This window comes from Streptomyces sp. 1331.2 (genome assembly GCF_900199205.1).
GTDB lineage: Bacteria > Actinomycetota > Actinomycetes > Streptomycetales > Streptomycetaceae > Kitasatospora.
The window spans coordinates 2,596,159-2,607,847 of sequence record NZ_OBMJ01000001.1; the positions used below are offsets into that span (position 1 = coordinate 2,596,159).

General features: G+C 71.4%; 11 protein-coding genes. 7 read left to right on the forward strand and 4 right to left on the reverse strand.

The window, feature by feature from the left end; translation table 11 throughout:
- Nucleotides 1-373 precede the first annotated feature (373 nt).
- Both CRP52_RS10855 and CRP52_RS10860 read left to right on the forward strand, forming a co-directional pair.
- Nucleotides 374-2,014: a M4 family metallopeptidase gene (locus CRP52_RS10855; protein WP_097236206.1), complete on the forward strand. Its 1,641-nt coding sequence runs from the start codon at nt 374-376 to the stop codon at nt 2,012-2,014.
- A gap of 463 nt (nt 2,015-2,477) precedes the next feature.
- Complete coding sequence (locus tag CRP52_RS10860; protein WP_097236207.1) at nt 2,478-4,106, forward strand: M4 family metallopeptidase; 1,629 nt, start codon at nt 2,478-2,480, stop codon at nt 4,104-4,106.
- Between the two features lie 137 nt (nt 4,107-4,243).
- Here the strand turns inward: CRP52_RS10860 and CRP52_RS10865 are convergent, their stop codons facing one another.
- Nucleotides 4,244-4,561: a DUF3817 domain-containing protein gene (locus CRP52_RS10865; RefSeq protein ID WP_257032410.1), complete on the reverse strand. Its 318-nt coding sequence runs from the start codon at nt 4,559-4,561 to the stop codon at nt 4,244-4,246.
- Between the two features lie 291 nt (nt 4,562-4,852).
- Between CRP52_RS10865 and CRP52_RS10870 the strand changes: the two genes are divergently transcribed.
- From CRP52_RS10870 to CRP52_RS10890, 5 genes are all read left to right on the forward strand, one after another.
- The gene (locus CRP52_RS10870) at nt 4,853-5,650 is read left to right on the forward strand and encodes a DUF2127 domain-containing protein (protein WP_097236209.1); all 798 of its coding nucleotides are present in this window, start codon (nt 4,853-4,855) and stop codon (nt 5,648-5,650) included.
- Between the two features lie 81 nt (nt 5,651-5,731).
- Nucleotides 5,732-6,370, forward strand: a complete 639-nt coding sequence (locus CRP52_RS10875) for an AIM24 family protein (protein WP_097236210.1) — start codon at nt 5,732-5,734, stop codon at nt 6,368-6,370.
- The gene (locus CRP52_RS10880) at nt 6,370-7,020 is read left to right on the forward strand and encodes an AIM24 family protein (protein WP_097236211.1); all 651 of its coding nucleotides are present in this window, start codon (nt 6,370-6,372) and stop codon (nt 7,018-7,020) included. Before CRP52_RS10875 ends, CRP52_RS10880 begins: the two co-directional genes overlap by 1 nt.
- A 206-nt stretch (nt 7,021-7,226) precedes the next feature.
- A complete protein-coding gene (locus tag CRP52_RS10885; RefSeq protein ID WP_179853037.1) occupies nt 7,227-8,036 on the forward strand; it encodes an AIM24 family protein in 810 nt (269 codons plus the stop codon).
- A gap of 40 nt (nt 8,037-8,076) precedes the next feature.
- Entirely contained in the window at nt 8,077-8,592 is a 516-nt protein-coding gene (locus CRP52_RS10890) for a MarR family winged helix-turn-helix transcriptional regulator (RefSeq protein WP_097239999.1), read from the forward strand.
- Between the two features lie 89 nt (nt 8,593-8,681).
- On the opposite strand, the gene CRP52_RS10895 is transcribed toward CRP52_RS10890, so the two are convergent.
- The 3 genes from CRP52_RS10895 to CRP52_RS10905 form a co-directional block, all read right to left on the reverse strand.
- Nucleotides 8,682-9,194 (reverse strand): allene oxide cyclase barrel-like domain-containing protein, encoded by a 513-nt coding sequence (locus CRP52_RS10895; protein ID WP_257032411.1) that lies wholly within the window; start codon nt 9,192-9,194, stop codon nt 8,682-8,684.
- Nucleotides 9,195-9,428: 234 nt separating this feature from the next.
- Complete coding sequence (gene meaB, locus CRP52_RS10900; RefSeq protein WP_097236213.1) at nt 9,429-10,385, reverse strand: methylmalonyl Co-A mutase-associated GTPase MeaB; 957 nt, start codon at nt 10,383-10,385, stop codon at nt 9,429-9,431.
- A gap of 82 nt (nt 10,386-10,467) precedes the next feature.
- A complete protein-coding gene (locus CRP52_RS10905; RefSeq protein WP_097236214.1) occupies nt 10,468-11,661 on the reverse strand; it encodes an acetyl-CoA C-acetyltransferase in 1,194 nt (397 codons plus the stop codon).
- Nucleotides 11,662-11,689: the final 28 nt, after the last annotated feature.

Genomic DNA, 11,689 nt, shown 5'->3' on the forward strand with positions numbered 1-11,689 from the left:
TGAACGCTCCGCAACGTGCGTGCGGCGCAACGGGGTTGGCCGTCGATCGCGCCAATGCCGCTTCGGCAGGCCTCGGTTCGGATGGCAACCCGCTGCAAGGCGGGGTGATTCGTCCGGTTTGTCGTCCCGTTCACATTCCTTCCCCCTGGCGGGACTTGGCCAATTCATGAGCAAGACCTGTCATTTGTTTTGCTCGATTGTCATGCTTTCCGCCAACCCCGTCCGGTAGCCACCACCCCCACCCCCGGTGGCCAGCCGCTCGACCGCTCGGGGTCCTGCACGTCAGCGCCCGTCCCGCCCCAAAGGAGCCGACCCCGGCCCCCGGGACGAGGTGCGACCGCGCCCACACGCGGTTTCCCGGAAGGACTCGTCCGTGAAGCGAAAGCTCGCCGCAGTCGCCGTACTCTCCGCCACCGCCCTGCTCACCGGTGTCGTCCAGGTGAGCACCGCTGCCCAGGCCGCCCCCTCCCCGGTCTCCCCGGCCGCCCAGGCCGCGCAGCAGCGTGCCGACCTGATCGCGCTGGCGAACGGCCAGGCCGGCAAGGTCGCACACGCCCTGGCCCTCGGCGGCCAGGAGCAGCTGGTGGCCAAGGACGTCCTGGTGGACGCCGACGGCACCCGCCACCTGCGCTACGAGCGCACCTTCGCCGGGCTCCCGGTCCTGGGCGGTGACCTGGTGGTGCACCAGAAGGCCGACGGCTCGGTGATATCCGTGGACAAGGCCACCGGCGCGCAGCTCGCACTTCCGAGCCTCACCCCGCAGATCCCCGCCGACAAGGCCGCCGCCCAGGCGACCGGCGCCGTGCAGTCCACCATCGGCATCGCCGCCGACGAGGACGAGTCGCCGCTGACCGAGGTCCACCAGACCGGTGCCGCCAAGCTGGTCGTCTGGGCCACCGACGGCGCCCCGCGCCTGGCGTACCAGACCACCGTCGAGGGCCTGCGCGCCGACGGCACCCCGAGCAGCCAGCTGCTGGTCACCGATGCCGCGAGCGGCCAGGTGCTCTCCACCCACGAGCAGGTGCGGACCGCCTCCGGCACCGGCAAGGGCGTCTTCGTCGGCACCGTCCCGCTGACCACCACCCAGGTCAGCAGCGGCTTCTCGCTCAAGGACGCCTCCCGCGGCGGCCAGTCCACCAGCGACCTCAAGGGCCGCACCTCCGGCTCGGGCACGCTGTACACCGACGCGGACAACGCCTGGGGCGACGGCACCGCCTCCAACGGCCAGTCGGCCGCCGTGGACGCCCAGTTCGGCGCCGCCGCCACCTGGGACTTCTACAAGAACACCTTCGGCCGCAGCGGCATCCGCAACGACGGCGTCGGCGCCGCCAGCCGGGTCCACTACGGCAAGAACTACGTGAACGCGTTCTGGTCCGACACCTGCTTCTGCATGTCGTACGGCGACGGCGCCGGCAACACCCACCCGCTGACCGAGATCGACGTGGCCGGCCACGAGATGACCCACGGCGTCACCGCCGCCACCGCCAACCTGAACTACTCGGGTGAGTCCGGCGGCCTGAACGAGGGCACCTCGGACATCTTCGGCACCATGGTCGAGTGGTACGCCAACCTGGCCACCGACAAGCCGGACTACCTCATCGGCGAGCAGATCGACCTGAACGGCAACGGCACCCCGCTGCGCTACATGGACCAGCCCTCCAAGGACGGCCGCTCGGCCGACTACTGGTCCTCCTCGGTCGGCAGCCTGGACGTGCACTACTCCTCCGGCGTGGCCAACCACTTCTTCTACCTGCTCGCCGAGGGCAGCGGCGCCAAGACCATCAACGGCGTCAACTACAACAGCCCGACCTACAACGGCTCGACCCTCGCCGGCATCGGCCGGGACAAGGCCGCGCAGATCTGGTACAAGGCGCTGACCACCTACTTCACCTCCACCACCAACTACGCCGCCGCCCGTACCGGCACCCTGAAGGCCGCGACCGACCTGTACGGCGCCGGCAGCGCCGAGTACAACGCGGTCGCCGCGACCTGGGCCGCCGTCAACGTCAACTGACGTACGACGCACGGCGCACAACGCAGCCGACCCACCCACGCGTGACGTACGGGACCAACTACCGTACGGCGCAAGCGGATCCGGACGCCCGGGGCCCTGTCGCAGGACAGGCCCCGGGCGTCCGGCCGCGCCGGGGGCTGTCAAGGCCGCCCGGCTGGCGGAGTCCCGCCAGGAGGGACGAACCGGAAATACCGGGCAATGAGCAGCAATCGAACCGTCCTTACCGCGACTTGGCGATTCCTTGCCAATCCCGGGAGGCGGTCTGTCCATTCCTGCCAACGATTGTCATGCTTCTGACCAAAGCCCCGTCCGACCTCCGCCGCCCCCACCCATCCGGCGGAGCGTCAGGCACCGCACGGGAGCAGCACGTCCGCGCCCTACCGCCCCACGGCGTCAAACCCGGCGCCCCGGTACGCGGCGCACCCGCACGCACCCGCGGGTCTCGTGGAAGGAACCCCCGTACGTGAAGCGAAAGCTGACTGTCGGAGCCGTACTCTCCGCCACCGCCCTGCTCGCCGGCGTCATCCAGATCGCCGCCGTCCCCGCCGCCCAGGCCGCCGCCCCCGCGCCGGAGCAGCAGCAGTCCGCGCTGCTCGCGCTGGCCGCCGGGCAGAGCGCCCCGGTCGCACAGGCCCTGGCCCTGGGCGGCCAGGAGAAGCTGGTGCCCAAGGACGTCGTGGTGGACCGGGACGGCACCCGCCACCTCCGGTACGAGCGGACCTACGCCGGCCTGCCGGTGATCGGCGGCGACCTGGTCGTCCACCAGAAGGCCGACGGCTCGGTGGCCTCGGTCGACCGTGCCTTCGCCGGCCGGCTGTCCGTGCCCAGCCTGACCCCGGGCCTCGCCGCGCCCCAGGCCGCCGAGCGGGCCACCGCCGCGGTGCGGGCCACCGTCGGCCTCGCCGCCGACGAGGACGAGGCGGCGCTCAGCCGGGTCGACGGCGCCGACGCGGCCGAGCTGGTCGTCTGGGCCGCCGACGGCGCCCCGCGGCTGGCCCACCGCACGGTGGTCACCGGCGAGCGGGCGGACGGCACCCCGAGCCGTCAGGAGGTCGTCACCGACGCCGCCACCGGCCAGGTGCTCGCCAGCCAGGAGCACGTGCAGACCGCCACCGGCACCGGCAAGGGCGTCAACGTCGGCACCGTCACCCTGACCACCACCCAGAGCGGTTCCAGCTACCAGCTCAAGGACGCCTCCCGCGGCAACCAGTCCACCACCGACCTCAAGGGCGGCACCTCGGGCAGCGGCACGCTGTTCAGCAACACCACCAACTCCTGGGGCAACGGCCTGGCGTCCAACCGCGAGTCCGCCGCCGTGGACGCCCAGTTCGGCGCCGCCGCCACCTGGGACTTCTACAAGAACACCTTCGGCCGCAGCGGCATCAAGAACAACGGCGTCGGCGCCGCCAGCCGCGTCCACTACAGCACCGGCTACGTGAACGCCTTCTGGGACGACTCCTGCTTCTGCATGACGTACGGCGACGGCTCCGGCAACACCCACCCGCTGACCGCCATCGACGTCTCCGGCCACGAGATGAGCCACGGCGTCACCTCCGCCACCGCCGGCCTGATCTACTCGGGCGAGTCCGGCGGCCTCAACGAGGCCACCTCGGACATCTTCGGCACCATGGTCGAGTGGTCGGCCAACCTGCCCGCCGACCCGCCGGACTACCTGATCGGCGAGAAGCTCAACATCAACGGCAACGGCACCCCGCTGCGCTACATGGACAAGCCCTCCAAGGACGGCGCCTCGGCCGACTACTGGTCTTCCACGGTCGGCAACAAGGACGTCCACTACTCCTCCGGCGTCGCCAACCACTTCTTCTACCTGCTCTCCGAGGGCAGCGGCGCCAAGGTCATCAACGGGGTCAGCTACAACAGCCCGACCTCCAACGGCTCGACGGTGACCGGCATCGGCCGCACCAAGGCCGCGGCGATCTGGTACCGCGCGCTGACCGTCTACATGACCTCCACCACCAACTACAAGGCCGCCCGCGCGGCGACCCTGAAGGCCGCCACCGACCTGTACGGCTCCACCAGCACCGAGTACAAGACGGTGGCGGCGGCCTGGAGCGCGGTGAACGTCAACTAGCCGAGGAACCCGGGCAGGAGCACCCCGGTAGGAGCACCCCCGCCAGGAGCCACCCCCGGTAAGAAACGGCGACAGGCTGCCGCGGCCCTTTGGGAGAGGAGGCCGCGGCAGCCTGTCGACCGTCCGCGAAGCGGGATTCAGGCGGTGGCGGGGGCGGCCTTGAGCTCGCCGCGCTCCTCGCGGGCCAGCATCCGCTCGGCGAAGAAGCCGCCGGTGGGCAGCACCGAGAGGACGAACAGCAGGACGCCGCGCTTGGCGTCCCACTTCTGCGTCTGCCAGGCCAGGATCCAGAAGATCGCGTACAGGATGAACAGGATCCCGTGGACCATGCCCATCACCGGGACGGCGTCGAAGGAGGTCGTCCGCTTCAGCACCGAGCAGATCAGCAGCAGGATGAAGGAGACCCCTTCGGGGCCGGAGACCAGGCGCAGACGGTGGACGGCGCTGCTGTTCACGTGGGGTACCTCAATACGGGGGGTCGGAGGCGCGGACGCGCTTGTGAAGCGACTCACAAGCCTTCGGGCCATTATCACCGAGCACATGTCCGAGCCCCCGGCCGGGGGTGGGCACCGTGCCCGATCTCACAGCGCCCGCCCGGGCCCACGCCGTACGGCACCCCGCCCGGCTTGTCACAGCTGTGCGCCAGAACGCGACCGAGCGCGACCGCCCGTCACCGGGAACCCCTATCCTGCTGCCCGCGCGCCCACCGATCCGGGCGCCGACGCACCGCACACGGGGGTAGCCACATGTTCAAGCGGGACTGGGACCGAAGGACCTGCGCCAAGCGCGGCCACACCACCTACGCGCCGACCGAGCCCGAGCTCGCCGCCCGGCTGCACACCGCCACCGCCGTCGGCGAGGCCTGGCGCTGCCTGCGCTGCGGCGACTTCGCGCTGGGCGCCCCGCACGGCTCCGGGCCCGCCGCGGACGCCCCGCTGGTGCCGCGCGGCAAGGCGCTGCGCGACCTGTTCATCCTGCGGTTCCTGGCCGTCGAGCGGGTGCTGCGCGGGCTGCTGATCCTCGTCGTGGCGTGGGCCGTCTGGAAGTTCTCCAACAGCCAGGACGCCGTGCACCGGATCTTCGACGACAACCTGACCGTCTTCAAGCCGGTCACCGACCACTTCCACTGGGACCTGGAGCACTCCCCGATCGTCGACACCATCCGCAAGACCTTCGACTACAAGAAGAGCACCCTGCTGATCGTCGCCGGCGCGCTGATCGCCTACGCGCTGATCGAGATCGTCGAGGCGGTCGGCCTCTGGCTGGGCAAGCGCTGGGCGGAGTACCTGACGGTGGTCGCCACCGCGGCCTTCCTGCCGCTGGAGGGCTACGAGCTGAGCGAGCACGTCAGCGCGGTGAAGATCTGCACCCTGCTGCTGAACATCGCGGCCGTCCTCTGGATCCTGCTCTCCAAGCGCCTGTTCGGGCTCCGCGGCGGCGTGGTGGCCTTCGAGGCGGAGCGCCACTCGGCGTCCCTGCTGGAGGTCGAGCAGGCGGCCGGCACGGTTCCGCGCCCCGAGCACGGAGCGCACGCCCGCGCCTGACCGGCGCGTTTTGTCCCGACCCCGTACCAGTTCGGCCCCGCACCCTCCCCGGGCCACGGCCGCAACAGCTAGATTGCGGCCGTGGCTCAGTTCAGACTCCAGGGATCGCGGGTGCTCGCCGTCGACTTGACCGGCGACGCCGTCAAGGCCCGACACGGCTCCATGGTCGCCTACACCGGGCAGATGACCTTCAAGAAGCTGACCGGCGGCGGGGACGGCCTGCGCGGCATGGTCGCCCGCCGGCTGACCGGCGAGAAGATGACCGTCATGGAGGTGAAGGGCCAGGGCACCTGCTACTTCGCCGACAAGGCCACCGAGATCAACCTGGTCAGACTCAACGGCGAGACGCTGTACGTCGAGGCGGACAACCTGCTCTGCACCGAGGCGGGCCTGCACACCGGCACCAGCTTCACGGGCCTGAACGGCATGTCCTCCGGCAACGGCCTCTTCACCACCAAGGTGGAGGGCCACGGCTGGGCCGCCGTCACCTCCAACGGGCCCGCCGTCATCCTGCGGGTCGACAAGAGCATGCCGCTGCGCGTGGACCCGGGGGCCTACGTGGCGCACACCGGCAACCTGCACCGCAGCCTGAAGTCCGGCGCCGGCTGGACCACCGTGATCGGCGAGGGCGGCGGCGAGGCCGTCCAGGTCGAGTTCACCGGCGAGGGCCTGGTGTACGTGCAGCCCTCCGAGAAGGTCACCATCGGAGGTGACGTCTGATGGGCTTCACGAAGATCAACAGCAAGATGGTCGAGGCCCAGGTGGTGCCCGGGCAGCGGCTGTTCAGCCAGCGCGGCGCGATGCTCGCCTACAGCGGCGACGTCCGCTTCACGCCGAACATCACCGGCGGGCAGGGCGGCGTGATGTCGATGATCGGCCGGCGGGTCGCCAACGAGGACACCCCGCTGATGACCGTCGAGGGCCAGGGCCGGGTCATGTTCGGCCACGGCGGCCACCACATCCACGTGATCGACCTGCTCGGCGACACCCTGTACGTCGAGGCGGACCGGCTGCTCGCCTTCGAGGGCACGCTGCGGCAGTCCACCATGTTCATGGGCTCGCAGGGCGGGGTGATGGGCATGGTCCGCGGCCAGGTCACCGGCCAGGGCCTGTTCACCACCAAGCTGGAGGGCCACGGCTCGGTCGCCGTGATGGCCCACGGCGGCGTCTTCGAGCTGCCGATCGTCCCCGGCCAGGAGGTGCACGTCGACCCGCAGGCGTACGTGGCGCACCGCGGCGACGTCCGCAACAAGCTGTCCACCGCGGTCGGTTGGCGCGACATGATCGGCCGCGGCTCGGGCGAGGCGTTCCAGCTGGAACTGTCCGGTCAGGGCGCGGTGTACGTCCAGGCGAGTGAGGAGAAGCTCTGATGTCCTACCCGCCGCAGCCCCCGTACGGCTCGCCGCACGACCAGCCGACCCAGCCCGGCTTCGCCGTCCCGCAGGGCGGGTACCCGCCGCCCCCGCCGGCGTACCCGCAGCAGCCGCCCCAGCAGCCGTACGGCCAACCGTCGTACGCCCAGCAGCCTCCCCAACAGCCGTACGCCCAGGAGCAGTTCGGCGGCCCGATCGCCCCGCTGCCGACCGCGCAGGGCGGCGCCGGCCCGGTGGTGCACGACGTGCACAGCCTGCCGGTCAACGACAACGTCAACCCGTACGCCTTCTCGGTTGAGCTGAACGGGTCCTACTTCCTGCAGAAGGGCAAGATGGTCGCCTACTACGGCGACATCACCTTCAGGGGCGTCGGCGCCGGCGCGATCGACCGGATGCTCGGGCAGCACTTCAACTCGCCGATGCACGCGGCGGACTGGGTGGTCGCCGAGGGGCGCGGCAAGCTGCTGCTGGCCGACCGGGCCTTCGACCTCAACTCCTACGACCTGGAGGACGGCAACCTGACCGTCCGCTCCGGCAACCTGCTCGCCTTCGACCCGACGCTGCGGCTCAAGCAGTCGATCATCCCGGGCTTCCTGACCCTGATCGGCACCGGCCGCTTCGTCGCCGCCTCCAACGGGCCGGTGCACTTCGTCGAGCCGCCGATCCGGGTGGACCCACAGGCGCTGGTGGGCTGGGCGGACTGCCCGGCGCCGTGCCACCACTACGACCACGACTACATGCACGGGCTGATCGGCGGCATCCGGCGGCTGACCGGCATCGGCGGCGCCTCCGGCGAGGAGCACCAGTTCGAGTTCATCGGCGCGGGCCAGGTGCTGCTGCAGTCCAGCGAGAAGCTGATGGCCGAGCGGTCGGTGGGCGTGGTCGGCGCCGAGGCGGGCATCCCGGTCGGCGGGGTGCCGCCCCAGCCGGGTACGGCCGGGCACGGCGGCGGCAACCCCAACGTTCCGGGCCTGGGTAACCTGGGCGATCTCGGCCGACGTTTCGGTCTGTAAACTTGTACAAGATTGAACTAAATCGGCTATGCTGGACCCCATGGATACGCACACGATCGACACTGCGGACAACCCTCCGCCGCAGCCCGGGGAGGAGACTCCCTGGCTGACCGCCAGGGAGCAGCGGATGTGGCGCGCCCATCTGGAGGTGGCCAAGCTGTTGGAGTACCAGCTCAGCCGCGAACTCCAGCCCCACAACCTGGCGATCAACGACTACGAGATCCTGGTCGTCCTCTCCGAGGCCCCCGACCACCGGATGCGGATGACCGACCTGGCCACCGCCACCCTGCAGTCGAAGAGCCGGCTCTCGCACCAGATCACCCGGATGGAGAACGCCGGCCTGGTGCTGCGCCAGGAGTGCCCCGGCGACCGCCGCGGCCTCTACGCCCACCTCACCGAACAGGGCTGGGAGACCATGCAGCGGGTCGCCCCGGACCACGTGCGCAGCGTCCGGGCGCACTTCATCGACCGCTTCACCCCGGAGCAGCTGGACGCCATGTTCGAGGCCCTCTCCCCCATTGCCGACCACCTCCGCGGCCTCCGCGGCAAGCCGTAGCCGCCACGGCGCTTTCACCGGGGAGCACCTGAGAACGACGGCGGCCCCGCCGAGAGGGCGGGGCCGCCGGAAGCGGTGTGCAGGACCGGTCAGCGGTCGAGGTCGATCGTGAAGCGCCTCGTGCCCGGACCGATCGTGTCGGCGTGGACCTCGCCACGGGCCCGGTCGTACTCTCCGGTGCCGCCGGTGATCGCGTTGTCGAAGGACGGCGGCGGGCCCGGGTTGAGGTTGCCGAAGACCATCCCCTGCACGGTGATCTGGCCGCTCGCGAGGGTGTAGGTCACCTCGCACTCCTCCGCTCCGCCGTTGTCGGCGGTGGTGGTGGTGCAGGTGCCGTCGGTCTCGCCGACCTGGTTGATGCCGTCCTTGTCGAAGAGGATCGAGCGGAAGACGGTCCGATCGCCCTGAGCCGGGGCGCCGCCGGGGTTGACCGGGAAGTGCGACTGCTGCGCGAGCCGGCCGATGAGGGTGATGACCCGGTCCCTGCCCCTGGCCTGGGCGGAATCGACGGTGTCCGCCGCGGCGGCCGCGACGGGGGTGCAGACGAGGAGGGTGACCAGCGCTGTGGCCGTGCCGAGACGGGCTGTTCTGGTGGGGCGCATCGGGTGACTCCTGAGGTTGATGCTCACGGGTGGTCCGGTGAGCATTCATAACCTCGGTTCTGCCGCCGCCGGATCGTCCCGGCACGACCCACCGAAAGGTCCGACCGGTCGGAGCAACCGGGACGGGCACCGGCTCACCCGCCCGGGCCATCCGGGCGGGTGCCCAGGCCTGGCGCAGGAAGTCGGCCGGTCCGACTCCCTGCGCAAGCTCCGGGCCAGGGCCTGTCCGGCCGCTCAGCCGGCGGTGAGACCGGCGACCAGTTCGTCGGCCGCGCCGTACGGGTCGAGCTCGCCGGCGGCCACGCGCTCGGCGAGGGCGGCCAGGTGCCGGTCGCCGCGCAGGTCGCCGATCCGGGCGCGCAGCTCGGCCAGGGCGATCGCCTCGATCTCCTCGGCGGCCCGGCGGCGGCGCCGCGCCGCGAGTTCGCCGTGCTCCTCCAGCCAGGCGCGGTGCTTCTCCAGCGCCTCGACCACCTCGTCCACGCCCTCGCCGCGGGCCGCGACGGTCTTCACGATCGGCGGGCGCCAGTCCCCCGCCTCGCGGGCCTCGCCCAGGCCCAGCATGTGGTTGAGCTCCCGCGCGGTGGCGTCGGCGCCGTCCCGGTCGGCCTTGTTGACCACGAAGACGTCGCCGATCTCCAGGATCCCGGCCTTGGCGGCCTGGATCCCGTCGCCCATCCCGGGGGCCAGCAGCACCACGGTGGTGTCCGCCTGGGCGGCGACCTCGACCTCGGACTGCCCGACGCCGACGGTCTCGACCAGGATCACCTCGCAGCCGGCCGCGTCCAGCACCCGCAGGGCCTGCGGCGCGGCCCAGGAGAGCCCGCCGAGGTGGCCGCGGGTGGCCATCGAGCGGATGAACACCTCGGGGTCGGTCGCGTGGTCCTGCATCCGGACCCGGTCGCCCAGCAGGGCGCCGCCGGAGAACGGCGAGGACGGGTCGACGGCCAGGACGCCGACCCGCTTGCCGAGCCGCCGGTAGGCGGAGACCAGCGCCGAGGTGGAGGTGGACTTGCCGACCCCGGGCGAGCCGGTCAGACCGACCGTGTAGGCCTGGCCGGTGTACGGCGCGAGCGCGGCCATCGCCTCCCGCAGCTGCGGAGCGGCGTTCTCGACCAGCGTGATCAGCCGGGCGACGGCCCGCGGCCGGCCCTCCCTGGCCTGCTCGACCAGCGTGGCGACATCGATCATCGGAAACTCCTCGCAATGCGTACGCCGAAGGGCTGCGGACCGCCCTGGAAGCGGTCCGCAGCCCGGAGGGTCAGGTCAGCGATCAGGCCTTCGGGACGCGCACGATGAGCGCGTCGCCCTGACCGCCGCCGCCGCACAGCGCGGCCGCGCCGACGCCGCCGCCGCGGCGCTGCAGCTCCAGCGCCAGGCTCAGCACCAGGCGGGCGCCGGACATGCCGATCGGGTGGCCGAGCGCGATCGCGCCGCCGTTGACGTTGACGATGTCCGAGGAGACGCCCAGGTCCTTGACCGACTGGTAGGCGACCGCGGCGAAGGCCTCGTTGATCTCGATCAGGTCGAGGTCGGCGACCTCCAGGCCCTCCTTGCCCAGCGCGTGCTTGATCGCGTTGGACGGCTGCGACTGCAGCGAGTTGTCCGGGCCGGCCACGTTGCCGTGCGCGCCGATCTCGGCGATCCAGGTCAGGCCCAGCTCCTCGGCCTTGGCCTTGCTCATCACGACCACGGCGGCGGCGCCGTCGGAGATCTGCGAGGAGGTGCCGGCGGTGATCGTGCCGTCCTTGGTGAAGGCCGGGCGCAGCTTGGCCAGGCCCTCGACGGTGGTGTCCGCGCGGATGCCCTCGTCCTGGCTGAACAGGACCGGCTCGCCCTTGCGCTGCGGGATGGCGACCGGGACGATCTCGGCCTCGAAGACGCCGTCGGCCTGCGCCTTGGCGGCCCGCTGGTGGGAGATGGCGGCGATCTCGTCCTGCGCCTCGCGCGGGATGCCCAGGCGGATGTTGTGCTTGTCCGTGGACTCGCCCATGGGGATGTTCTCGTAGGCGTCGGTGAGGCCGTCGTACGCCATCGCGTCCAGCATCCCGACCGCGCCGTACTTGAAGCCCTCGCGGGACTTGGGCAGCAGGTGCGGGGCGTTGGTCATCGACTCCTGGCCGCCGGCCACCACGATGTCGAACTCGCCGGCGCGGATCAGCTGGTCGGCGAGCGCGATGGCGTCGAGGCCGGAGAGGCAGACCTTGTTGACGGTCAGCGCCGGCACGTTCATCGGGATGCCGGCCTTGACGGCCGCCTGGCGGGCCGGGATCTGGCCGGCGCCGGCCTGCAGCACCTGGCCCATGATCACGTACTGGACCTGCTCCCCGGTGATTCCGGCCCGCTCCAGGGCGGCCTTGATGGCGACGCCGCCGAGCTCCGCACCGGAGAAGCCCTTGAGGGAACCGAGCAGGCGACCCATCGGGGTCCGCGCACCGGCGACGATCACAGAGGTGGTGTTGGTCATGGGACGGGCCCCTTCGCACGTCGTGGCC